Source organism: Thiobacillus sp. SCUT-2 (genome assembly GCF_035621355.1).
Classification (GTDB): domain Bacteria; phylum Pseudomonadota; class Gammaproteobacteria; order Burkholderiales; family Thiobacillaceae; genus Thiobacillus; species Thiobacillus sedimenti.
This window is the reverse complement of record NZ_CP141769.1, coordinates 1039587-1063687: the sequence shown is the minus strand read 5'-3', so window position 1 is coordinate 1063687 and position 24101 is coordinate 1039587. Positions and strand designations below refer to the sequence as shown.

General features: G+C 67.7%; 23 protein-coding genes. 13 read left to right on the top strand and 10 right to left on the bottom strand.

The genetic code is table 11. The annotated features are described in order from the left end of the window. Window positions 1–13: 13 nt before the first annotated feature. The 13 genes from fliF (at window position 14) to fliR (ending at window position 10700) form a co-directional block, all read left to right on the top strand. A complete protein-coding gene (gene fliF / locus VA613_RS05175; RefSeq protein WP_324781223.1) occupies window positions 14–1645 on the top strand; it encodes a flagellar basal-body MS-ring/collar protein FliF in 1632 nt (543 codons plus the stop codon). Continuing rightward, entirely contained in the window at window positions 1638–2642 is a 1005-nt protein-coding gene (fliG, locus tag VA613_RS05170) for a flagellar motor switch protein FliG (RefSeq protein ID WP_324780791.1), read from the top strand. Before fliF ends, fliG begins: the two co-directional genes overlap by 8 nt. Further along, entirely contained in the window at window positions 2635–3276 is a 642-nt protein-coding gene (locus VA613_RS05165; protein ID WP_324780790.1) for a flagellar assembly protein FliH, read from the top strand. Before fliG ends, VA613_RS05165 begins: the two co-directional genes overlap by 8 nt. Continuing rightward, entirely contained in the window at window positions 3276–4691 is a 1416-nt protein-coding gene (fliI, locus tag VA613_RS05160) for a flagellar protein export ATPase FliI (protein ID WP_324780789.1), read from the top strand. The genes VA613_RS05165 and fliI overlap by 1 nt, the downstream gene beginning before the upstream one ends. 18 nt (window positions 4692–4709) lie before the next feature. Further along, entirely contained in the window at window positions 4710–5159 is a 450-nt protein-coding gene (gene fliJ / locus VA613_RS05155) for a flagellar export protein FliJ (RefSeq protein WP_324780788.1), read from the top strand. Window positions 5160–5173: 14 nt separating this feature from the next. Next, window positions 5174–6412 (top strand): flagellar hook-length control protein FliK, encoded by a 1239-nt coding sequence (locus VA613_RS05150; protein ID WP_324780787.1) that lies wholly within the window; start codon window positions 5174–5176, stop codon window positions 6410–6412. Between the two features lie 128 nt (window positions 6413–6540). Beyond that, entirely contained in the window at window positions 6541–7035 is a 495-nt protein-coding gene (gene fliL / locus VA613_RS05145; protein ID WP_324780786.1) for a flagellar basal body-associated protein FliL, read from the top strand. A gap of 7 nt (window positions 7036–7042) precedes the next feature. After that, window positions 7043–8047, top strand: coding sequence for a flagellar motor switch protein FliM (gene fliM, locus VA613_RS05140; RefSeq protein ID WP_324780785.1), 1005 nt, complete (start codon window positions 7043–7045; stop codon window positions 8045–8047). Continuing rightward, a complete protein-coding gene (gene fliN, locus VA613_RS05135) occupies window positions 8040–8435 on the top strand; it encodes a flagellar motor switch protein FliN (protein ID WP_324780784.1) in 396 nt (131 codons plus the stop codon). Before fliM ends, fliN begins: the two co-directional genes overlap by 8 nt. Next, window positions 8432–8869: a flagellar biosynthetic protein FliO gene (gene fliO / locus VA613_RS05130; protein ID WP_324780783.1), complete on the top strand. Its 438-nt coding sequence runs from the start codon at window positions 8432–8434 to the stop codon at window positions 8867–8869. Before fliN ends, fliO begins: the two co-directional genes overlap by 4 nt. After that, entirely contained in the window at window positions 8859–9617 is a 759-nt protein-coding gene (gene fliP, locus VA613_RS05125) for a flagellar type III secretion system pore protein FliP (protein WP_324780782.1), read from the top strand. The genes fliO and fliP overlap by 11 nt, the downstream gene beginning before the upstream one ends. Before the next feature lie 11 nt (window positions 9618–9628). Further along, window positions 9629–9898, top strand: coding sequence for a flagellar biosynthesis protein FliQ (fliQ, locus tag VA613_RS05120; protein ID WP_324780781.1), 270 nt, complete (start codon window positions 9629–9631; stop codon window positions 9896–9898). 16 nt (window positions 9899–9914) lie between these two features. Next, on the top strand, window positions 9915–10700 hold the full coding sequence (gene fliR, locus VA613_RS05115) for a flagellar biosynthetic protein FliR (protein ID WP_324780780.1): 786 nt from the start codon (window positions 9915–9917) through the stop codon (window positions 10698–10700). Window positions 10701–10763: 63 nt separating this feature from the next. Here the strand turns inward: fliR and cheZ are convergent, their stop codons facing one another. The 10 genes from cheZ to VA613_RS05065 all read right to left on the bottom strand — a co-directional run bounded on the left by cheZ (window position 10764) and on the right by VA613_RS05065 (window position 24073). After that, window positions 10764–11411, bottom strand: coding sequence for a protein phosphatase CheZ (gene cheZ, locus VA613_RS05110; RefSeq protein WP_324781222.1), 648 nt, complete (start codon window positions 11409–11411; stop codon window positions 10764–10766). A 28-nt stretch (window positions 11412–11439) separates the two neighbouring features. After that, window positions 11440–11838: a chemotaxis response regulator CheY gene (gene cheY / locus VA613_RS05105; protein ID WP_324780779.1), complete on the bottom strand. Its 399-nt coding sequence runs from the start codon at window positions 11836–11838 to the stop codon at window positions 11440–11442. Window positions 11839–11941: 103 nt separating this feature from the next. After that, on the bottom strand, window positions 11942–13015 hold the full coding sequence (locus tag VA613_RS05100; RefSeq protein ID WP_324780778.1) for a protein-glutamate methylesterase/protein-glutamine glutaminase: 1074 nt from the start codon (window positions 13013–13015) through the stop codon (window positions 11942–11944). Window positions 13016–13048: 33 nt separating this feature from the next. Continuing rightward, on the bottom strand, window positions 13049–13657 hold the full coding sequence (gene cheD / locus VA613_RS05095) for a chemoreceptor glutamine deamidase CheD (RefSeq protein WP_324780777.1): 609 nt from the start codon (window positions 13655–13657) through the stop codon (window positions 13049–13051). Next, window positions 13654–14529, bottom strand: coding sequence for a CheR family methyltransferase (locus VA613_RS05090; protein WP_324780776.1), 876 nt, complete (start codon window positions 14527–14529; stop codon window positions 13654–13656). The genes cheD and VA613_RS05090 overlap by 4 nt, the downstream gene beginning before the upstream one ends. 148 nt (window positions 14530–14677) lie before the next feature. Beyond that, window positions 14678–16342 carry a methyl-accepting chemotaxis protein gene (locus VA613_RS05085; RefSeq protein ID WP_324780775.1) on the bottom strand — a complete coding sequence of 555 codons (1665 nt, stop codon included), beginning with the start codon at window positions 16340–16342 and terminating at the stop codon, window positions 14678–14680. 119 nt (window positions 16343–16461) lie between these two features. Further along, window positions 16462–18141, bottom strand: a complete 1680-nt coding sequence (locus VA613_RS05080; RefSeq protein ID WP_324780774.1) for a methyl-accepting chemotaxis protein — start codon at window positions 18139–18141, stop codon at window positions 16462–16464. A gap of 405 nt (window positions 18142–18546) precedes the next feature. After that, window positions 18547–20202: a methyl-accepting chemotaxis protein gene (locus VA613_RS05075; protein ID WP_324780773.1), complete on the bottom strand. Its 1656-nt coding sequence runs from the start codon at window positions 20200–20202 to the stop codon at window positions 18547–18549. Window positions 20203–20485: 283 nt separating this feature from the next. Next, a complete protein-coding gene (locus tag VA613_RS05070; protein ID WP_324780772.1) occupies window positions 20486–22213 on the bottom strand; it encodes a methyl-accepting chemotaxis protein in 1728 nt (575 codons plus the stop codon). A gap of 138 nt (window positions 22214–22351) precedes the next feature. Further along, entirely contained in the window at window positions 22352–24073 is a 1722-nt protein-coding gene (locus VA613_RS05065) for a methyl-accepting chemotaxis protein (protein ID WP_324780771.1), read from the bottom strand. Between the last annotated feature and the right edge of the window lie 28 nt (window positions 24074–24101).

The window sequence follows — 24101 nt, the reverse complement described above, 5'->3', positions numbered from 1 at the left end:
TGGGGGCACGATGATGGCGGGTGCAGGAGAAATGGCGATTCCGGGCAATGTGATGGACTTCACGCGGACTGCCGGCGGCCGCAAGCTGATGCTGATACTGGGCGCGGCCGCGGTCGTGGCGATCATGGCCGCCGTCTGGATGTGGGGCCGGCAACCCGACTACCGCGTCCTGTTCGCGAATTTCAGCGACCGCGACGGCGGTGCCATCGTCGCCGAGCTGGACAAGATGAACATCCCGTACAAGTACGCGGACGGCGGCGGCGCCCTGCTGGTGCCGGCCGATCGCGTCCACGACGCCCGCCTCAAGCTGGCGGCGCAGGGGCTCCCCAAGGGCGGCAACGTCGGCTTCGAACTGATGGAGAACCAGAAGCTCGGCGCCTCCCAGTTCATCGAGCAGGTCAATTTCCAGCGCGCGATGGAGGGCGAGCTGGCGCGCTCGATCGAATCCCTCTCCGCGGTCCAGGCCGCGCGCGTGCACCTCGCCATGCCGAAGGACTCGGTGTTCGTCAGCGAGCAGAAGCAGCCCACCGCCTCGGTGCTGCTCAACCTGCACCCCGGCCGCGTGCTGGACGCGCAGCAGGTCAGCGCCATCGTCCACCTGGTGGCCAGCAGCGTGCCGGAACTGTCGCCCAAGAACGTGACCGTGGTCGACGAGAACGGCAATCTGCTGTCCGACACCAGCAAGACCGCCGCCGCCAACGGCATGGACCCGAGCCAGATCAAGTACGTCCAGGACTATCAGGACAACGTCGCGAAGCGCATCGAATCGATCATCGCGCCCATCGTCGGCGCCGACAACGTGCGTGCCGAAGCGACGGCCGACATGGATTTCTCGCACAGCGAGCAGGCGGTCGAGTCCTACAAGCCGAACCAGACCCCCGACGCGATGGCGATCCGCAGCCAGCAGACCAGCGAATCGACCAACGGCGCCGGCGGACCCGCCGGCGTGCCGGGTGCGCTCACCAACCAGCCGCCGGCTCCGGCCACCGCGCCGATCACCGCCCCTGCCCAGAAGGCACCCGCCGCCGCCGCCGCGGCCGCGCCCGCGGCGGTCACGACGACGCAGAAGGATTCGACGGTCAACTACGAAGTCGACAAGACCATCCAGTACGTCCAGAAAGCAGGCGGCGGCCTGAAGCGCCTGTCGGTCGCCGTCGTCGTCAACTATCGCAAGAGCGTCGACAAGTCGGGCAAGGTCACGATGAAGCCGCTGACCGCCGCCGAGCTCGCCCAGGTCACCAACCTGGTCAAGGAGGCCATGGGCTACAACCAGGAGCGCGGCGACACCCTCAACGTCGTCAACAGCCCGTTCGCGACCGCAACGCCGGAAGCAATCCCCGAGACCCCGCTGTGGAAGCGGCCGGAGACGCTCGACCTGACGCTCCAGGGCGGCAAGTACCTCCTGATGGCCGTGGCGCTGGCGCTGCTTTACCTGCGCCTGCTCAAGCCGCTGCTGAAGAAGATCGCCGAGGCGCCGGCGCGGCCCGCGCACAGCGTCGACCTCCAGCTGCAGCAGGCGGACGTCATGGCGCTGCCCGGCCAGCGCAACTACCAGGAAAACCTGTCGCGGGCGCAGAAGCTGGCCAGCGAGGATCCGCGCGCGGTCGCCAACATCGTGAAGACGTGGGTGGGCAGCAATGAGTGATCTTGCCAACGGCGTCACCCGCGGCGCCATCCTGATGCTCGCCCTGGGCGAGGAAGGCGCGGCGGAAGTCATGAAATACCTGGGGCCGCGCGAGGTCCAGAAGCTCGGCGAGGCGATGACCGGCATGAAGGCCATTCCGCAGGAGCATGTCCAGACGGTCCTGCAGGACTTCACCGAAACCGCCGACGCGCATTACTCGCTCGGCGTCGACTCCGACGACTACATCCGCAGCGTGCTGCGCAAGGCGCTCGGCGACGACAAGGCCAATTCCCTGCTCAACCGCATCCTCGGCGGCGGCGGCGACGCCAGCGGCATCGAGAGCCTGAAGTGGATGGACGCCGAATCGGTCGCCGACCTCATCCACAACGAGCACCCGCAGACGATCGCGACCATCCTCGTGCACCTCGAGCGCGACCAGGCCTGCGAAGTGCTGACCTGCTTCACCGAGCGCCTGCGCAACGACGTGCTGCTGCGCATCGCCACCCTCTCCGGCGTGCAGCCGGCCGCGCTGCGCGAACTGAACGACGTGCTGACCAAGCTGCTGTCGGGCAGCGACGTGCTGAAGAAGCAGCCGATGGGCGGCACCCGCGCGGCGGCCGACATCCTCAACTTCATGAGCGGCGACAACGAGCAGTCCGCGATGGAGTACCTGAAGAGCTACGACCCCGACATGGCGCAGAAGATCATGGACGAGATGTTCGTGTTCGAGAACATCATGGACATCGAGGATCGCGGCGTCCAGCTGCTGCTGCGCGAGGTGCAGTCCGACTCGCTCATCATCGCCCTCAAGGGCGCCTCTGCGGAAATGCGCGAGAAGATCTTCAAGAACATGTCGCAGCGTGCCGCCGAGATGATGCGCGAGGATCTCGAATCCAAGGGGCCGGTGCGGCTGTCCGAGGTCGAGGCGCAGCAGAAGGAAATCCTCATGATCGTCCGCCGCCTCGCCGACGAGGGCCAGATCTCGCTCGGCGCCAAGGGAGAGGAGAAGTATGTCTAGCTGCCTCATCTCGAGCGCGGATTCGGCGGCGTGCAAGCCGTGGGAGCTGACCAGCTTCGACGTCGACCCGCATCCGGTCAAGCCCGCCGACTACGCCGGCGTCAACCTCCCCACCGTCGAGCAGATCAGCGAAATCGAGGAACAGGCGCGGCAGGAGGGCTACCAGGCCGGCCATGCCGAAGGCTACGCCCAGGGCCAGCAGGAAGCGGCCGCCGAGATCGCCCGGCTGCGCGCCATCGCGGACACCTTCGCGACCGAGGTGGCGCAGGCCGACGAGACGATCTCGCAGCAGGTGCTCGACCTCGCGATCGATTTCGCCCGCGCCCTGCTGAAGACCGCGCTGCCGGTCCGACCCGAGCTGGTCCTGCCGATCGTCAGGGAAGCGGTGCGCTACCTGCCGGCGCTGCACCAGCCGGCCCTGCTCTACCTGCATCCGGACGACGCCGGCCTGGTGCGCAGCCGGATGGGCGACGAACTCGACAAACTCGGCTGGCAGCTGGCTGACGACACCCAGCTCGAGCCCGGCGGCTGCCGCGTCGAGACCGCCAACAACCAGATCGACGCGACGCTGCCGACCCGCTGGCAGCGCCTCGCCGCCGCGCTGGGCAAGGACACCGGCTGGCTGGGCGCCTGATGAACGCGGCTCCGCACAGCACCCGCTGGAAGGCCTACCTGCAGGATTGCGGCGAACTGCTCGCGATCGCCGACCCGATGCAGGTATCCGGCCGCGTCACCCGCGTCGCCGGGCTCGTGATGGAGGCCGTCGGGCTGAAGCTGCCGGTCGGCAGCGCGTGCACGGTGCCGCTGCCCAACGGTGCCCATCTCGAAGCGGAGGTGGTGGGCTTTTCCGGCGACCACCTCTTCCTGATGCCGCAGAGCGACGTCGAAGGGCTCGTCCCCGGCGCCCAGGTCTTTCCGGCCGAAGTCGTCGCCACCCTGCCCCGTCCGGGCCAGGTCGATCACCCGCGCCGTCGCCCGAGCGACCGCACCCGCCACCTGCCGGTCGGCGACAGCCTGCTCGGCCGCGTGGTCGACGCCAACGGCCGTCCGCTCGACAGCCTCGGCCCGCTTCACACGACGTCCAGCGCGCCCCTCAGCGGCCGCGTCGCCAACCCGCTCTCCCGTGCGCCGATCACCGACATCCTCGACGTCGGCGTGCGCGCGATCAACAGCATGCTGACCGTCGGCCGGGGCCAGCGCATGGGCCTCTTCGCCGGCTCCGGCGTCGGCAAGAGCGTGCTGCTCGGCATGATGGCCCGCTACACCAGCGCCGACGTGATCGTCGTCGGCCTGATCGGCGAGCGCGGCCGCGAGGTGAAGGAATTCATCGAGCAGATCCTCGGCGAGGAGGGCCTCGCGCGCTCGGTCGTCGTCGCGGCGCCGGCCGACACGCCGCCCCTGATGCGCCTGCAGGGCGCGGCCTACGCGACCGCGATCGCCGAGCATTTCCGCGACCAGGGCCAGAACGTGTTGCTGATCATGGATTCGCTGACCCGCTACGCGATGGCGCAGCGCGAGATCGCGCTGGCGATCGGCGAGCCGCCGGCGACCAAGGGTTATCCGCCGTCGGTGTTCGCCAAGCTGCCTGCGCTGGTCGAGCGCGCCGGCAACGGCAAGCCGGGGGGCGGCTCGATCACGGCCTTCTACACCGTGCTGACCGAGGGCGACGACCAGCAGGACCCGATCGCCGATGCCGCGCGCGCCATCCTCGACGGCCACGTCGTGCTGTCGCGCAGCCTCGCGGAAAGCGGCCACTACCCGGCGATCGACATCGAGCAGTCGATCAGCCGCGCGATGCACAACATCACGACGCCCGAGCAGCAGCAGCTGGCGCGCCGGCTGAAGAAGCTCTATTCGCGCTACGAGCGCAGCCGCGACCTGATCAACGTCGGCGCCTACGCGCCCGGCACCGATCCCCTGCTCGACGAGGCCATCCGGCTGCAGGCCGGCATGGAGGCCTTCCTGCAGCAGGGCATCCACGAACGCGCCGGCGTCGACGACAGCCTGGACGCGCTGGCGACGCTGTTCCAGCCGGCGCCCCTCCCGTAATCCCGATCGAGCACCCGAATGGCCACCCCCTCCGCCCTGCACACGCTGATCGACCTCGCGAACAAGGAAAGCGACGAAGCCGCCAAGCGGCTCGCCGCGTGCCTGCGCGCCGGCGAGGAAGCCGTCCAGAAGCTCGACCTGCTGACGCAGTACCGCAACGACTACGCCGCGCGCGGCACGGCCGACATGGCGTCCGGCATCAGCACGACCCAGCTGCACAACTTCCAGGTCTTCATGCAGAAGCTCGACTACGCCATCACGGGCCAGCACAAGATCGTCACCGAAACCCAGCAGCGCATCACCCAGGCGCGCTCGGCCTGGCAGGCCTGCGAACAGAAGAAGATGTCCTTCGTCACGCTGGCCGAGCGGGCGAGCAAGGAACAGTCGCGCAGCGAGCTGCGGCGCGACCAGAAGCAAACCGACGAACACGCGGCACGTCGTTCGCTGCACAAGCGCCCCACCACCTGACCCGGACCGACGCCATGAACGCGACCCCCTTGAATCTCAATCCCCTCCAGTCGGCCCCGACGCCGTCGCCATCGGGCAAGCAGGCGGACGACGCCGAGGTTCCGTTCAGCCAGGTGCTGTCGGGCGAAATGGCGCAAGCCCGCAAGAGCGATCCCGCGAAACCGCCCGCGAACGACGCCCCTGACGCCCAGGCGGCAGCCGCCGCCGCGGCTTCGTCCGATTCCCCGGCCGATGCGCCCGCCGCCGCGGCGAAGCCGGCCCGCGCCACCGGCGACGACAGCCGCGACCCACGTGACGGCGTTGTTCCCGAGGACGCGGCCGCCCTGCTCGCCCTGGCGATGAATCCGGAGGCGTTCAAGCCGGCCGCTGTGGCCGCCACCGCCGCCACCGGCGATCCGCAAGCGGCGGCGCCCGCAGCCGGCGCGACAGGCGTCCCCGGCGCCGTCGCAGTCGCGGCGTCCGCGCCGGACGGCCGCGCCAGCCAAGTCCTGGTCGCCGGCCAAGCCGCCGCGCAGGCGACACCGATGCCCCGTACCCAGCATGCCGCCCAGCCGGCGGCGCGCACCGCCGACGCCCGCGCGGCGGGCAAGCCCGAGCCACTGTCCGCGGCCACGACCGACACCCCCGCCGCGCGTCCATCCGGTGCGGGCAGCGAGGCCGCAGCGGCCACGGCGTTCACCGAACGCCTGGCTGCAGCGCTGCAGGCGGAACGGGCCCGTCCGGACGGCGTGCCGGCCGATCTGGCGGCCAACCCCGCGCTGCGCGCCGCCGTGCATGGGGCGCTTGCGTCCCACGCCGCCCCGGCCGACGCGGCGTCGCCCCGGCTGGCCCCGCCGGTCGGCACCCAGGCGTGGAGCCAGGCGCTCGGCGACAAGCTGGTCTGGATGGTGGGGGGGCAGCAGCAGACCGCGTCGCTGACACTCAACCCGCCGAACCTGGGACCGCTGCAGGTCGTGCTGAGCGTCAGCAACGACCAGGCCACGGCGAGCTTCTTTTCGGCCCAGCCCGAAGTCCGCCACGCGCTGGAGGCGGCCTTCCCGCGCCTGCGCGAGATGATGAGCGATGCCGGCATCACCCTCGGCCAGGCGACGGTCAGCGCGGACACGCCGCGGCAGAACGACACGCCCGACCGCCAGGCGCCCGCCGTTGCCGCCCCCTTCCCCGCGGCGGGCGCCGGTGCCGACGTCGCAGGGCCCGTGGTCCAGATGCCGGCCCGATCCGCGGGGCGCGGCCTGGTCGACACCTTCGCCTGAGCCGGAAACCTCCCGCATCGCTCGATATGCGCGCCTTTTTCCCCTCTTTTTGCGCGATCGAAGGCGTGCACGCGTTCCGATAATGAAGCTCATCTGCTCCACCCTGCCCGTGTAGAGGAAACGCATCCATGGCTGCACCTGCCGTACCCGTCGAAACTGCCGAAGCCGCCGAGGTCGCGCCCGTCCGGAAATCGAAGAAGAAGCTGCTCGTCATCGTCGGACTGCTCGTGCTGCTGGCCGGCGGCGGCGGTGCCGGTGCGTGGTTCCTGACGGCCGGCGGCCCCGACGCGCCGAAGGAGGAGCCGCCCAAGGCGCCGGTCTATCTGCCGCTCGAAACCTTCACCGTCAATCTCCAGGGCGCCGAGCAGCAATTCCTGCAGACCGACATCACCCTGCAGGTCTCCGACCCCGCCCAGGTCGACGCCATCAAGGCGCACATGCCGCGCGTCCGCAGCCGCCTGCTGACCCTGCTCTCCGGGAAGCAGGCGGGCGAGCTCGTCACCGCCGCGGACAAGAAGAAGCTGGCCCAGGAAATCCTGGCCCAGGTCAGGCAGCCGTTCGATCCCAAGGGCAAGCCCCAGCAGGTCGACGACGTTCTCTTCACCTCCTTCGTGATCCAGTAGACCTGCCATGGCCGACAACTTTCTCTCGCAGGACGAAGTCGACGCGCTGCTGAAGGGCGTGACCGGCGAAATCGACGAGTCGCCGGCCGAGGCCCATGACAACGGGGGCGTGCGCCCCTACAACCTCGCCACCCAGGAACGCATCGTGCGCGGCAGGATGCCGACGCTCGAGATCATCAACGAGCGCTTCGCACGCCAGCTGCGCATCGGCCTCTACAATTTCCTGCGCCGCAGCGTGGAGATCTCGGTCGGCCCGGTGCGCGTATCGAAATACAGCGAGTTCATCCGCAACCTGGTCGTGCCGACCAACCTCAACCTGGTTCAGCTCAAGCCGCTGCGCGGCACGGCCCTGATGATCTTCAATCCCGACCTGGTCTTCCTCATGGTCGACAACCTGTTCGGCGGCGACGGACGCTTCCATACCCGGGTCGAAGGGCGCGACTTCACCCAGACCGAGCACCGCATCATCCAGCGCGTCCTCAACATCGTCTTCGAGGCGTATTCGAAATCGTGGCAGCCCGTCTACCCGATCGAGTTCGAGTTCATCCGCTCGGAGATGAACACCCAGTTTGCCAACATCGCCACGCCCAACGAGGTCGTCGTCGCGGTGACCTTCGCGATCGAGCTCGGCCAGATCAGCGGAGAGATGCACATGTGCATGCCTTATTCGATGATCGAGCCGATCAAGGACCTGCTGACCAGCGCCCTGCAGGCGGAGAACCTCGAGGTCGACAAGCGCTGGCTGCGCCTGATGCGCCAGCAGATCCAGCTGGCGGAGGTCGAGATCGTCGCCGACCTCGGCACCGCCAGCGTCAGCCTGCGCGACATCGTCGACATGAAGGTGGGCGACATCATCCCGCTCGACATCCCGGAAACGATCGAGGCCAAGGTCGACGGCGTGCCGGTCATGGAATGCGCCTACGGAAAATTCAACGGCCAATACACGCTGCGCGTCGAGAAACTGCTCTCGATCAGCCCGAGCGAGCCGCAAACAGGAGATCAGCATGTCTGAAGACCTCACCCAAACCATCGCCGAAGACGACTGGGCCGCCGCGCTCGCCGAGCAGACCTCATCCGCCACGCCGACCCCGGCCGTGTTCCAGGAGCTGTCCGACAACAGCGCGACAGCCGGCCTGGCCAAGGACATCGACATCATCCTGGACATCCCCGTGATGATGACGGTCGAACTCGGCCGCACCAAGATCGCGATCAAGAACCTGCTGCAGCTGGCGCAGGGCTCGGTGGTCGAGCTCGACGGCCTGGCCGGCGAACCGATGGACGTGCTCGTCAACGGCTGCCTGATCGCACAGGGCGAGGTCGTCGTGGTGAACGACAAGTTCGGCGTGCGCCTCACCGACATCATCACGCCGGCCGAGCGGATCCGGAAGCTGAACAAATGAGACGCACCCTTGCCGGCATGATGCTGGCGCTCCCGCTGCTGGCCCACGCCGCGGCCGCGCCCGCTGCCGCGCCGGCACCGGCGATTTCGCCCGCCGGCAGCCTGCTGCAGGTGTTCGTCGGCCTCGTCGCGGTGCTGCTGCTGATCGCCGCGACGGCCTGGGTGGCCAAGCGCTTCGGCGTCATGCGGGGCGGCGGCTCCCACCTGCTGCAGGTCGTCGGCAGCGCGTCGGTCGGTGCGCGCGAGCGCGTGGTCGTGGTCGAGATCGGCGAATCGTGGCTGGTCGTCGGCGTGGCGCCCGGCAGCGTGAATGCCCTGGCGACGCTGCCGCGCGGACAGGTGCCGCCGCCGGCCGCGCCCAGCGGCAGCTTCGCCGCCAGTCTGCACACCCTGCTCGAGAAGCCGCCGTTCGGGGACAAGCGCCGTGGCACGTAACGTCCGTTCGCGCGCGCCTGCCGTCCTGCTGGCGCTCGCCGCGCTCGCGCTGCCGTCGCTGGCGTTCGCCCAGGCTGCCGGCCTGCCGGCGTTCACCAGCACGCCCAGCGGCGGCGGCCAGACCTACACGCTGAGCCTGCAGACGCTGCTGCTGCTGACCTCGCTGTCCTTCCTCCCTGCCGCGCTGCTGATGATGACGAGCTTCACCCGCATCATCATCGTGCTGTCGCTGCTGCGCCATGCACTGGGCACGCAGTCGTCGCCCCCCAACCAGGTGCTGATCGGCCTCGCGCTATTCCTCACCCTGTTCGTGATGGGCCCCACGCTCGACAAGATCTACGTCGAGGCCTACCAGCCGCTCGCCGAAAACCGCATCCAGATGGGCGAGGCGCTCGACAAGGGCGCCGTGCCGCTGCGCGCCTTCATGCTCAAGCAGACGCGCGAGACCGACCTTGCCCTGTTCGTCAAGCTGTCCCGGTCGGCCCCCTTGAAGACCGCCGCCGACGTGCCGATGCGGGTCCTGATTCCCGCCTACATCACGAGCGAGCTCAAGACGGCGTTCCAGATCGGCTTCACCGTCTTCATCCCCTTCCTGATCATCGACATGGTCGTCGCCAGCATCCTGATGGCGATGGGCATGATGATGGTGTCGCCGGCAATCGTGTCGCTGCCGTTCAAGATCATCCTGTTCGTCCTGGTGGACGGCTGGAACCTGCTGCTGGGCTCGCTCGCCCAGAGCTTCTACTGAGAGAGGACCCCATGACGCCCGAAAGCGTAATGACCATCGGCCGCACGGCAATGGAGATGACCATCCTCGTCGCCTCGCCGGTCCTCCTGGTCACCCTGGTCGTCGGCCTGCTGGTCAGCGTGTTCCAGGCAGCCACGCAGATCAACGACGCCAGCCTCTCGTTCATCCCCAAGATCATCGCGGTGCTGGCGACGTTCGCGCTTGCGGGCCCGTGGATGCTGACGATGATGACCGACTACATGCGGCGCGTGCTGACCGACCTGCCGGGCGTCATCGGCTGACTCCGTCCGGGCGGCCATGATCAGCCTCACCGACGCGCAGCTCAACGGCTGGCTGATCAGCTTCCTCTGGCCGCTCACCCGCATCCTGGGCCTGCTGATGCTGGCGCCGGTGTTCGGCCATGTGTCGGTTCCCCAGCGCGTCAAGATCGGCCTGGGCGTGTTCATCGCGCTGATCGTCGCGCCCACCCTCCCCCCCATGCCCGAGGTCGGGCTGGGCTCGTGGCAGGGCCTGCTCATCCTGATCCAGCAGTTCCTGATCGGCATGGCCATCGGCTTCGTCATGCGCGTCATCTTCGCCGCCGTCGAGGCGGCCGGCGAGATCATCGGCCTGCAGATGGGCCTCGGATTCGCGTCGTTCTTCGATCCCCAGAGTGCCGGACAGACGCTGGTCATCGCACAGTTCTTCAACCTGCTGGCCACGCTGCTGGTGCTCGCCGTGAACGCCCACCTGCTGCTGCTCGGCATCCTCGCCGACAGCTTCCGCAGCCTGCCGATCAGCGCCGAGCCACTGGCCGCCGCCGGCTTCTTCAGCATCGCCAGCTACGGCGCAACGGTATTCGCGGTCGGCCTGCAGCTCGCGCTGCCGCTGGTCGCGATCCTGCTCATGACCAACCTGGCGCTGGGGATCCTGACCCGCTCCGCGCCGCAGCTCAACATCTTCGCGATCGGCTTTCCGATCACGCTCGGCGTCGGCCTGATCGCGCTCGACGTCACGCTGCCCTATCTCGCGCCGCAGTTCGCGCGCGTGCTGCAGAACGGCTTCGAGACGACGGCAACGGTAGTGCGGGCCCTGCACCCCTAGCAACGGAAAAGCCCCCGGATGCAAGCCTTGCATCCGGGGGCTCTCTATGGAATGGCGCGTGGGTCAGAAGCCGAGGCTGTCGAGCAGGTCGTCGACCTGGCTCTGGTCGGCGACGACGTCGCTCTTGTTGGCGGGGTTGATCTGCGGGCCGTTCAGCAGGCCGCTGCCGACCTCGCGGCGCACCTCGGCCGGCGAGTAGTCGAGCAGGAGCTGCACCAGCTGCTGCTCCAGTCCATGGGCCAGTTCGGTGACCTTGCGGATCACCTGGCCGGTGAGATCCTGGAAGTCCTGCGCCATCATGATGTCGAGCAGCTGCTGCTTGGTGGCGCTGGTATCGTTGCGCATGTCGACCAGGCACTGCATGGTCAGGGTCGCCATGTCACGGTAGTTCGCCTCGGAAAACGGCGCCTTCAGCGCAGCGTGCCAGCCCTGGAGAATCTCGTCGGCGCCGGCGTCGATCCGCTCCTGCAGCGGAATCGCGGCGTCGGTGGCGTTCAGCACGCGCTGGGCGGCCTGCTCGGTCATGCGCGCGACGTAGTTGAGCCGCTCGCGCACGTCCGGGATCTCGGCGGTGGCCTTTTCCAGCGCCTTGTCGAGGCCGAGCTCGCGCAGGCTGTCGTGCAGGGTGCGGGTGATCTGGCCGACGCGGGCGAGCATTTCCTCCTGTTCGCACGCCGGGGCGGCGGGAACCTGGGACGCGCCGACGGCCACGGCCGAGGTGGCGAATTGGCTATCCACGTCAGCCTCCCGCTTTGTCCATTTTCTCGAATATCTTCGTAAGCTTCTCGTCCAGCGTGGCCGCGGTGAAGGGCTTGACGACGTAGCCGCTGGCGCCCGCCTGGGCCGCGGCGATGATGTTCTCCTTCTTCGCCTCGGCCGTCACCATCAGCACCGGCAGCTTCGACAGCGCCGCGTCGGCGCGGATGTTCTGCAGCATCGTCAGGCCGTCCATGTTGGGCATGTTCCAGTCGGAGACGACGAAGTCGAAATTGCCCGCGCGCAGCTTGGCGAGGCCGTCGGCGCCGTCCTCCGCTTCCTCGACGTTGGAATAGCCCAGTTCCTTGAGCAGGTTCCGCACGATGCGGCGCATCGTGGAGAAATCGTCAACAACCAGGAATTTGGTATTCGGATCGGCCATGCAGTACTCCAGTGGTGCAATTCATCGTCATTCAATTAATCGGCATCGCGGCGCCAAACTTAAGCACGGCCGGCCTGCGCGGCCGGCCGCCCGGGCTGCCGCGTCACACGCGCATCGCGCGGTTGCCGTGGGCGGCGAAGAATGCCATCACGCGCCCGGGCAATTCGTGAAGCGGCGCGACCTCGTGGGTGGCGCCGCAGGCGATCGCTTCCTTCGGCATCCCGAAGACCACGCACGTCGCCTCGTCCTGCGCCAGGTTGTAGGCGCCCGCCTGGCGCATTTCCAGCATGCCCGCCGCGCCGTCGCGCCCCATGCCGGTGAGGATCACCCCTACCGCGTTCTTGCCCGCCGCGACCGCGGCGGAGTGGAACAGGACGTCGACCGACGGGCGGTGCCGGTTGACCGGCGGCCCCTGGTCGAGCCGGGTCATGTAGTTGGCGCCGCTGCGCACCAGCTGCAGGTGCGAGTGGCCGGGCGCGAGATACGCGTGCCCCGGCAGCACGCGTTCGCCGCCCTCGGCCTCCTTCACCGAGATCTTGCAGAGCTTGTCGAGGCGGTTGGCGAAGGAGCGCGTGAAGCCTTCCGGCATGTGCTGCGTGATCAGGATGCCCGGGCAATCGGAGGGAAGCTGGATCAGGAAATCCTTGATCGCCTCGGTGCCGCCGGTGGAGGCCCCGATGATGATGAGCTTTTCGCTGCTGGTGAGCGGATTGCGCAAGGGGGCCAGCGCGCCGCCCGGGGGAACAGCCGGGGTAGCGGCCGAGCGCTGCTTGATCCGGGCGCGCGACGCAATGCGGATCTTCTCGGCGATCACATCGGTGGATTCGAGCAACCCGCTCTGGATCGAGAGTTTGGGCTTGGTGACGAAATCGACGGCGCCGAGCTCCAGCGCCCGCATCGTGATTTCGGAGCCCCGTTCGGTCAGCGACGACACCATGACGACCGGCATCGGGCGCAGCCGCATCAGCCGCTCGAGGAAGTCGAGCCCGTCCATCTTCGGCATCTCCACGTCCAGCGTCAGGACGTCGGGATTGGTCTGCTTGATCAGGTCGCGTGCCACCAGCGGGTCCGGGGCGACCCCGACCACTTCCATGTCCGGCTGGCCGGCGACGATCTCCTTCATCAGGCTGCGGATCAGCGCCGAGTCGTCTACGATCAGAACCTTGATTTTCGTCATGCTAGTCTTTCAGCTTCGTGCGCGTGCCGGGAATCAGAACAGGTCGATATCGCCCGCTACGGCACTGCTCTTGAGCCGGCTCGCGTAGTCCTGCTCGCGCTTCACCAGCGTGTAGTTGTTGAGCTGCTTGAGCTTCTTCACCAGCACCTTGCCGGTCTCGGGGAAGAAATACACCTTGCGCGGATGCACGTCGTTGAGATCCTCCGCGACGACCCGGATATTTTCCGCGCGCAGGAAGTCGCGCACGAACTTCGCGTTGCGCTCGCCAACGTTCATCGCAGTGAATCCCCGCAGCACGTTGCCGCCGCCGAACACCTTGGCCTCGAGGTTATCCCGGCGCGCCCCGGCCTTGAGCAGCTGGTTGATCAGCACCTCCATCGCGTAGGCGCCGTACCGCATCGATGCCGAGGCGGGGCTGCCGGCGTCGCCGCCGCCATCCGGCAGCATGAAGTGGTTCATGCCGCCGATGCCGGAAACGCGGTCCCTCAGGCACGCGGCGACGCAGGAGCCGAGCACGGTGACGATGAGCATGGGACGGTTGGTGAAGTAGTACTCGCCCGGCAGGATCTTCGCAGCCTCGCAATCGAAGGTGCGGTCGTAGTACAGGTTGGTCGCCAGATGCTCTTCGATCTCCGGGTTCATGCAGTCGTCCTGGCGCGCGCGTGACGGGGATCGAGCTCGTACACCGTCTTGCCGCGCAATCTGAAGGCATCGGAAGCATACATGAAGTTCTCCGAATGGCCGGCGAACAGCAGGCCTTCCGGCTTCATCAAGGGGACGAAGCGCTCCAGGATCCGGCCCTGCGTCGGCTTGTCGAAGTAGATCATGACGTTGCGGCAGAAGATCGCATCGAACGGCCCGCTCACGGGCCAGCTGGCCGCCAGCAGATTGAGCGGCTTGAACGTGATCAGCTGGCGCAGCTCCGGCCGGACGCGCACGAAGCCGGCGCGCTCGCCCTTGCCGCGCAGGAAGAAGCGCTTCAGCCGCTCCTGCGGCATCTTCTCGATCCGGTCGAGCGGGTAGACGCCGTTGGCGGCAGTCTGGAGGACGTTCGTGTCGATGTCGGTTGCCACGATGCTGACCGGCGGCGTGAGCGTGCCGAAGGCCTCGCAGGCCGTCATCGCGATCGAATAGGGCTCCTCGCCGGTCGAACTGGCGGAGCACCAGATCGACAGGGGCGTCTTTCCCACGCGCAGGTGCTCTTGAAGAATCGGGAAATGGTGCGCTTCGCGGAAGAACGAGGTGAGATTGGTCGTCAGCGCGTTGGTGAAGGCTTCCCACTCGTCGCTGTCGCGCCCCGATTCGAGGGCGTCGAGATAGGCCTCGAAGGAATTCAGCCCCTTGGCACGCAGCCGGCGGGCGAGCCGGCTGTAGACCATTTCCTGCTTGCTCTCGGACAGCGAGATGCCGGCCTGCTTGTAGATCAGCGCGCGGACGCGCGCGAAATCGCGCGGCGTGAATTCGAATATCTTGGTGCTGTCGCCCGGAACGGGCATTCTTGCTGCGGGCTTCATGTCGAAATCGGTATCCATCCACAGCCGCATCCGTCAAGGCACACGGCCATCCAGTCAAGCCCGTTCAAACGGTGCTGCATCATTCCATACCCTTTCGCCGGCCGGGCGCCGTGCACCGGCACGGCCGCCCCTCGCCCGCCTCGGGCGTCTACGCCGCCATGCGCTCCCGTGTCGCTCCCGGCGCGGGCTTCGCTTTCGCCGAGCCGATCCGCGCCTGACCGAAGGCCGGCGCGGCCGGGTTGCGCACCAGCCTGAACGTCTTCACCAGCGCGGCCAGCTTGGCGGCCTGCTCCTGCAGGCTCTCGGCCGCCGCCGCGGCCTGCTCGACCAGCGCGGCGTTCTGCTGCGTCATCTCGTCCATCTGCCCCACCGCCTGGTTGACCTGCTCGATTCCGGCACTCTGCTCCTGGCTCGCGGTCGCCGTTCCACCGATGATGTCGGCAACCAGCTGCACCGAGGTCACGATGTCCTCCATCGCGTCGCCCGCCTCGTCCACGAGCTTGCGGCCCGCCTCGACCTTCTCGACCGAATCACCGATCAGGGCCTTGATCTCCTTGGCCGCGCTTGCGGAACGCTGCGCCAGGCTGCGGACTTCGGAAGCGACGACGGCGAAGCCGCGTCCCTGCTCGCCGGCGCGCGCGGCCTCGACCGCGGCGTTGAGCGCGAGGATGTTGGTCTGGAAGGCAATGCCGTCGATGACGCCGATGATGTCGGCGATCTTGCGCGAACTCGCCTTGATCGCGCCCATGGTGGTGATCACCTGGCCGACGACGTCGCCGCCGTTGGCCGCGATCTCCGCGGTCGACGACACCAGTTTGCTCGCATGGTGCGCGCTCTCGGCGTTCTGCTTGACGGTACCGGTCAGCTCTTCCATCGAGGAGGCGGTCTCCTCGAGGCTGGAGGCCTGCGACTCGGTCCGCGCCGAGAGGTCGGCGTTGCCCGACGCGATCTCGCCCGCGCCGGAGTTGACCAGGTCGGTGCTCTCCTTGATCTGGCCGACCAGCCAGCGAATATTGATCTGCAGCACCAGCAGGGATCGCATCAGGCGGGCGAGTTCCGCGACGCCCTTGGTCTCGATGCGGCCGGTGAGGTCGCCGGCGCTCATCTGGTCGATCGCCTGGCCGACGCGCTCGAGCGGCATCACCACGCTGCGGTAGGACAGCACGCCGAACACCACGGCCATCGGCACGCCGACGATGGCAATGCCCATCAGCCAGTCGAGGTAGGCGGCGCTGTCGCCCGTCGTCGCCAGCCACGCCAGCGCAGCCATCCCCGCGAACAGGCTGCCGACCGAGCCGGCGGCGATCGCCAGCAGCGTCTTCAGGGAGAGATTCCTGACCTGCCGGCAGCGCTGCAGGACGGAGCACTTGACGGCCTGCCCCTCTACCACCGCAATGCGCTTGTCGCCGGCGCGGATCGCGCGGTAGGCGGCCTCCGCCGCCTGCACCTGCTCGCGCGACGGCTTGTTGCGCACGGACGTGTAGCCGACGATGCGGCCGTTCTCGGTGATCGGGGCCACGCTCGCCTCGACCCAGTAATGGTCGCCGTTCTTGCTGCGGTTCTTCACCAGTCCGGTCCAGGGCCGGCCGCTCTGGATCGTGTGCCACAGGTCGGCGAAGGCCTCGGCCGGCATGTCGGGGTGCCGCACGATGTTCTGCGGCGAACCGATCAGCTCGGCTTCGCTGTATCCGCTGACGTTGACGAAGTCCCGGTTGACGTAGGTGATGTTGCCGTGGACGTCGGTCTTCGACGTGGGCGCCTCGTGATCCTTCAGGACGTATTCGACATTCGTGACAGGCAAGTTCGACCGCATTTTGGTTATCGTTTCGTTCAAGGTTTAGACGGACAGCTAAGTGCTGTATCGGCGCGCAGCCCGCATTCCTGAAGCATCCGGAAGGACCATTTTTGCCGCCGGCAAAGGCCTCCGGCAGCTCAATGGCTGCCCGCGGCTGCGGCCCGCAGCGCCTCGCTCCGCACCGGTTCCGCCCGGGCGGCCGGCGTCGTGCCGGCGGTGACGCCGAGCGACGGTGCCGCGCGCCCGCCGATCAGCTTGAAGCTGCCGACCAGGTCCGCGAGCTTCACCGCGTGCTCCTGCAGGCTCTCGGCCGCCGCCGCCGCCTGTTCGACCAGCGCGGCGTTCTGCTGCGTCATCTCGTCCATCTGGGCCACGGCCTGGTTGACCTGTTCGATGCCGAGGCTCTGTTCCTGGCTCGCCGACGCCGTTCCGGCGAGGATGTCGGCAACCAGCTGGACCGAGGTCACGATGTCCTCCATCGCCTCGCCGGCCTCGTCGACGAGCTTGCCGCCCGCTTCGACCTTGCCGACCGAATCCTCGATCAGGGCCTTGATTTCCTTCGCCGCGCTGGCGCTGCGCTGGGCCAGGCTGCGCACTTCCGCCGCCACCACCGCAAAACCCCGCCCCTGCTCGCCCGCACGCGCGGCTTCGACCGCGGCGTTGAGCGCGAGGATGTTGGTCTGGAAGGCAATGCCGTCGATGACGCCGATGATGTCGGAGATCTTGCCGGAGCTCGCCTTGATCGAGCCCATCGTCGCCACGACCTGGCTGACGAGTTCACCGCCGTTCGCCGCGATTTCCGCGGTCGACGACACCAGCTTGCTCGCCTGGTGCGCGCTATCCGCATTCTGCTTGACGGTGCTGGTGAGTTCCTCCATCGAGCTCGCCGTCTCCTCGAGGCTCGAGGCCTGCGACTCGGTGCGCGCCGACAGGTCGGCGTTGCCCGACGCGATCTCGCTCGCGCCGGCGTTCACCACTTCGGTGCTTTCCTTGATCTGGCCGACCAGCAGCTTGAGGTTGATCTGCAGCACCCGCAGCGCCTGCATCAGGTGGGCAAACTCCGCGAGGCCCCTGGCCTGGATGCGCGCGGTCAGATCGCCCGAGCTCATCTGCTCGACTTCCTTGCGCGCGCACTCCAGCGGCTTCACCACGCTGCGGTAGGCCAGCACGCCGAACACCACCGCCATCGGGACACCCAGCACCGCGATCGCCATCAGGGCGTAGACATAGCCCTGGCCGCCGGTGGACCTGGCCAGCCAGGCGAGCAGGCCCATCGCGACGAAGAGCGCGCCGACCGAGCCGGCGGCGATCGCCAGCAGCGTCTTCAGCGACAGATTCCCGAGCTTCCCGCTGCGCTGGCCGAAGGAACGCCGGACCGCCTGCCCCTCGACGATGTCGAGCGAGGCGTCGCCGCCCTTGATCGCCCGGTAGGCGGCCTCCGCCGCCTGCACCTGCTCGCGGCTCGGCTTCAGCCGGATCGAGGCGTAGCCGCTGATCTGGCCGTTCTCGTAGACCGGCGCCGCGTTCGCCTCGACCCAGTAATGGTCGCCGTTCTTGCAGCGGTTCTTCACGAGGCCGGTCCAGGCCTTGCCGGCGCGGAGCGTGCGCCAGAAGTCGGCGAACGCCTCGACCGGCATGTCGGGGTGCCGCACGATGTTCTGCGGCGAACCCATCAGTTCGTCCTCGCCGAATCCGCTGATCTTGACGAAATCGCGGTTGACGTAGGTGATGTTGCCGTGGAGGTCGGTCCTGGAGACGATGACGTCGGTGTCCTCGAGGACGTACTCGACATTCGTCACGGGTAGATTGGATCGCATGCTGATTCCTTCAGTATTCCGCCATTCGGTGATACCGGCCTGCAGTCCGCATTCCGCCCATCCGCGGCGATCAGGCCTCCATACGAGCACTGTGCGGGGGATGCTTGTCCCTCGACATTCTTCTGGTTCGTGCCCCTCGCAGCCGCCCCCGGCTGCAACGTTCCACCGGCGTTCGCCTGACCCGGATCTCCCCGGCCCGCCCGAACGCTTCCGTCAGAGTCGATATCGGCGCGTTTTGCTTATGTCTTGAGGCCTGGAACGAAAATTGCCCTTATGGGAAGAACGCCTGCGCCGGGGAGCGCAGGCAAAAGAAAACCCGCGAGCCTCGCGGCCGCGGGTTCCGGTGGTGCGCACATGGCGGGAGCATCCGCGCTTGCGCCGAAGCGCCCTGCGGCGCGTCCGGGGTCAGAACTCCTCCCACTCCTCGTTGTGGCCGCCGGCGGCCGCCCGCTTCCTGGCCGGCCGCTCGGCCGGCGCCCCCGCGCTGGGCCGCGCCCTGGAGATCGGGCGCACCTCGGCTTTCGGCCTCGGAGCGGATGCCACCAGGTACCCGCCGCCGCCCCCGGCCTCGAGCTTGAACGCGGCCACCGCCTCGGCGAGCTTGGCCGCCTGGTCCTGCAGGCTCTCGGCCGCAGCCGCCGCCTCCTCCACCAGCGCAGCGTTCTGCTGCGTCATCTCGTCCATCTGACCCACTGCCTGGTTGACCTGCTCGATCCCGGCGCTCTGCTCCTGGCTCGCCGCCGCAATCTCGCTCATGATGTCGGTCACCCGCTTCACCGAGGTGACGATCTCGTCCATGGTCTTGCCGGCTTCGTCGACGAGTTCGCTGCCGGCGTCGACCTTGCCGACGGAGTCCTCGATCAGGGTCTTGATCTCCTTGGCGGCGCTCGCGCTGCGCTGCGCGAGGCTGCGCACCTCGCTGGCGACGACGGCGAAGCCGCGTCCCTGTTCGCCGGCGCGCGCGGCCTCGACCGCGGCGTTGAGCGCGAGGATGTTGGTCTGGAAGGCGATGCCGTCGATGACGCCGATGATGTCGGCGATCTTGCGCGAGCTGTCCTTGATGGAGGCCATGGTGTCGACGACCTGGCCGACGACGGCGCCGCCCTTGGCCGCGACGTCGGCGGTGGAGACGACCAGCTGGTTCGCCTGCCGCGCGTTCTCGGCGTTCTGCTTGACGGTGCTGGTCAGCTCTTCCATCGAGGAGGCGGTCTCCTCGAGGCTGGAGGCCTGCGATTCGGTGCGGCTCGACAGGTCGGCGTTGCCGGAGGCGATCTCGCGCGAGGCCACGGCAATGGTTTCCGCCGAGTGGCGAATCTCGCCCACCGTTCCCGTCAGGTTCTGGCGCATCGCGTTGATCGCATGCAGCAGGCTGGACGTGTCGCCTTTCTCCAGCACGACGGCGCGGGAAAAGTCGCCGGCCGAGATCGCGCGCGCCACCTCGACCGCGTAGGCCGGCTCGCCGCCCAGTTGCTTCATGATGTGCCGGACGAGCCAGAAGACGATTCCACCTGCCACGACCACCGCCAGCCCGACCAGGACCAGGGTGATCGTCAGCATGCGCTGGCTGAAGGCGGCCATGTCGGACTTGGTCTTCTCGACGGCCTCGCGCTTGAGCTTGATGAAATCCATCAGCCGCGTGCGGATGCCTCGCCAGACCGGCGTTTCTTCCTTGCTGATCACGGCGATCGCCGCAGCCTGGTCCGTGGACGCCAGCGATACGACCTTCGACTGCAGCGGAATCTGCGTTTCGCGCAGCGCGACCACTTCGTCGAGCACCTTGCGGTCGGCCGGGTCGGCCGCCAGCGCCAGCGCGTGATCGCTCGCCTTCTTGAATTCGCCCGCCGACGCCTCGAGGTTCTTGTGGGCCGCCTGGTTGCTCGGATCCATCACGATGTTGCGCAGCGCCTGGCCCATCTGCAGCCCGTGGGCATAGAGATTGGTCGCCTCCTGCGAAATCGCCAGGTCCTGCGCGAGGAAATGCTCGAACCGCGCGCGGTTGCTCTGCATGCCGGTCAGCGCAACGGCAATGGCGATGCCGAAGAGCACAAAAACCGATCCCATGCTCAATAGGATTTTTGACTTAAGCTTCATGTTGCCAACCTTCTCGAATTCATTCAGTAAACGCGACACAGGGCGATCCGATCGCGTGCCTTCAGGCACTGCCGGCGCCGGGTCTGTCGCGTCTTCCGCGCAACCTCAGTGCTGCGGCCTCCACGGCCCCCCAAAAAAACAGAGCCGTAGTGGAGACTACGGCTCGATTCCCGGACTCTTAACGTGCACGAATGGACCATTCACGTCATCCGTCGCGCGCCCCGGGCGTTTTCGCGGCTGGCTGGATATCCGCTCAGAATTCCTCCCACTCTTCCCCGCCACCGCCCGCCGCGACGGCCTGCCTCGCGGGCCGCGCCGCCGGTACGGCCGGCGGCCTGGCGGCCGGCTTGCGCGCGGCCGGCATGGCCACGACGCGCTCGGTCAGCACCGGAAGCGCGGCCGGCGCAGCGCCGGCGACGTCCCCCAGGCGGAACACGCTGACCGCCTCGGCGAGCTTGGCCGCCTGGTCCTGCAGGCTCTCGGCCGCAGCCGCCGCCTCCTCCACCAGCGCAGCGTTCTGCTGCGTCATCTCGTCCATCTGCCCCACCGCCTGGTTGACCTGCTCGATCCCGGCGCTCTGCTCCTGGCTCGCCGCCGCAATCTCGCTCATGATGTCGGTCACCCGCTTCACCGAGGTGACGATCTCGTCCATGGTCTTGCCGGCTTCGTCGACGAGTTCGCTGCCGGCGTCGACCTTGCCGACGGAGTCCTCGATCAGGGTCTTGATCTCCTTGGCGGCGCTCGCGCTGCGCTGCGCGAGGCTGCGCACCTCGCTGGCGACGACGGCGAAGCCGCGTCCCTGTTCGCCGGCGCGCGCGGCCTCGACCGCGGCGTTGAGCGCGAGGATGTTGGTCTGGAAGGCGATGCCGTCGATGACGCCGATGATGTCGGCGATCTTGCGCGAGCTGTCCTTGATGGAGGCCATGGTGTCGACGACCTGGCCGACGACGGCGCCGCCCTTGGCCGCGACGTCGGCGGTGGAGACGACCAGCTGGTTCGCCTGCCGCGCGTTCTCGGCGTTCTGCTTGACGGTGCTGGTCAGTTCCTCCATCGAGGAGGCGGTCTCCTCGAGGCTGGAGGCCTGCGATTCGGTGCGGCTCGACAGGTCGGCGTTGCCGGAGGCGATCTCGCGCGAGGCAACCGCAATGGTGTCGGTGCCGGTCCGCACCTGGCCGACGATGCCGACGAGGGCGGCGTTCATGTTCTTCAGCGCCTGCAGCAGCTGGCCGGTCTCGTCATGGCTGCGCACCTCGACGGTCTGCGTCAGGTCCCCCGCGGCCACGGCCTCGGCAATCCGCACCGCCTCCTTGAGCGGCCGCGCAATCGCCCGGACCAGCCAGGCGCCGATGATGCCCGCAAGCAGCACGCCGAAGGCGATGACGGCGATCGAGACGTTTCGCACCAGCGCGTAGCGTGCTTCCGCGGCCGCGAATTCCTTGCGGGCGACCTCCATCTGCAGCGCCGTCAGCGCCTCCATGCTCTTGCGGACCGCCGGATAGGTTTCGGTGAGCGGCCCCTGCAGCAGCTCGCTGGCTTGCTGGAAATCGTGGGCGCGCAGCGCCGCCACTGCGGGGATCATGCCGGAGCGGCCGTAGTGGCGCCGGTTCGCATCGAACTGGTCGGCCAGCTTCTTCTCCTCCGGCGTCAGCGAGGTGGCGAGATAGGATTTCCAGAGGCTTTCGATCGTCTGGATCGTGTCGGTGACGGCGGTGACCTTGCCGTCGACCGCCGACACATCGTCGGGAAAGGCCGACAGCTGCCCGGCCGTCACTTCGGCAAGGGTGATCTGGTTCTGGTTGACCAGCATCGAAATCCGGTCGAGCTGCCCCAGAGCGACCGTCCTGTCGTGATAGACGCTCCGCAGCGCCGCATTGGTCGACGACAGGCTGGCGAGGCCCATGATCCCGACGCCTACGAGAAGCACGGAAAGAAAGCCGATCACGAAGACCAGCCGCGACTTGATGCTCAGGTTCGCTAACATTTCATGCCCTTTCTTGCTGATGCCTGAAACTCCGAGGCTTACCACGTTAGCGGCATTGCGATCGCTGACCTGAAGGTACGGCCGCCACGGCACTCGGCACGTGCATGCGGCGCGCACCGCCGGCGCTTGCGCGACCCCTCAGAACTCTTCCCACTCCTCGTTGCCGCCACCGGCCGCAGCAGCCACCTTCTTCGGCCGTTCCATCGGCACGACCGTCGCGGCGCGCGATGCCGCCCTGCCAGACTTGCGCGCGGCGGGCAAGGCCACGACGGCCTCGGCCCGGGCGGCGACGCTGGCCGGAGCGCTGGTGGCGCCCGCCGCGACCTTGAACACGGCCACCGCCTCGGCCAGCTTGGCCGCCTGGTCCTGCAGGCTCTCCGAGGCCGCGGCCGCCTCTTCGACCAGCGCAGCGTTCTGCTGCGTCACTTCGTCCATCTGCGCGATGGCCTGGTTGACCTGCTCGATCCCGGCGCTCTGCTCCTGGCTCGCCGCCGCAATCTCGCTCATGATGTCGGTCACCCGCTTCACCGAGGTGACGATCTCGTCCATGGTCTTGCCGGCTTCGTCGACGAGTTCGCTGCCGGCGTCGACCTTGCCGACGGAGTCCTCGATCAGGGTCTTGATCTCCTTGGCGGCGCTCGCGCTGCGCTGCGCGAGGCTGCGCACCTCGCTGGCGACGACGGCGAAGCCGCGTCCCTGTTCGCCGGCGCGTGCGGCCTCGACCGCGGCGTTGAGCGCGAGGATGTTGGTCTGGAAGGCGATGCCGTCGATGACGCCGATGATGTCGGCGATCTTGCGCGAGCTGTCCTTGATGGAGGCCATGGTGTCGACGACCTGCCCGACGACGGCGCCGCCCTTGGCCGCGACGTCGGCGGTGGAAACCACCAGCTGGTTCGCCTGCCGCGCGTTCTCGGCGTTCTGCTTGACGGTGCTGGTCAGCTCTTCCATCGAGGAGGCGGTCTCCTCGAGGCTGGAGGCCTGTTCCTCGGTCCGCGACGAAAGATCGAGGTTGCCGGCCGCGATCTGGGTCGAGGCGGTTGCGACCGTATCGGTCCCCACGCGCACCTGGCCGACGACCTTGACGAGGTTGTCGTTCATGTCCTTCAGCGCCTGCATCAGCTGGCCGACTTCATTGGTCGAATGAGCCTCGATGCGCTGCGTCAGGTCACCCTCGGCGACGCTGCGCGCCAGCTTCACCGCCGCGTTCAGCGGACGGGTGATCGAGCGGATCAGCATGAAGCCGATCCATGCCAGCAGCGCAAGGCCACCGATCGTGCCGACGAGCGCCAGATTGCGCGTGTTCACGCTGCGTTCGTGCGCCGTCTGATACTCCTGCTTCGCCACCTTCAGTTGCAGGGCGTTGAGGCTGCGGATCCCCTCTGCGACGGGATCGAACAGCGGCCGGATCTTGGTCACGATGACCTGCTTGGCGCCCTCCACATCGTTGGCCTTCAAGGCCGCGACGGCAGGCTGAAGTCCCTCGACGACGAAACGCTTGCGGTCAGCTGTGAACTTGTCGGCCAGCGCCTTCTCCTCCGGCGTGTGCGACGCGGCCATGTACGCTTCCCACGTTTGGGTGATCGTCGCAATGTTCCGCTCGACCGTGGCGCTCGCCGCAGCGATCATCTCGGGGGTGGCGTCTGCCACGGCGGCGGTAATCGCCAGGCGGTTCTGCATCAGCATCGACTCGATCGCGCTGATCTCGCCGAGCGGGATCGTGCGGTCCTCGTAGACGGTCCTGAGCCCTTCTTCGTTCGCGGCCATGCCACCGAGGCCCATGAAGCTGCCGACGATCAGCATGATCGCCATGAAGACAAGCATGAAGATCAGGCGCGACTTGATTGTCAGATCTCTAAACAATTCCTACTCCCCGATTGATTTGTGTTGT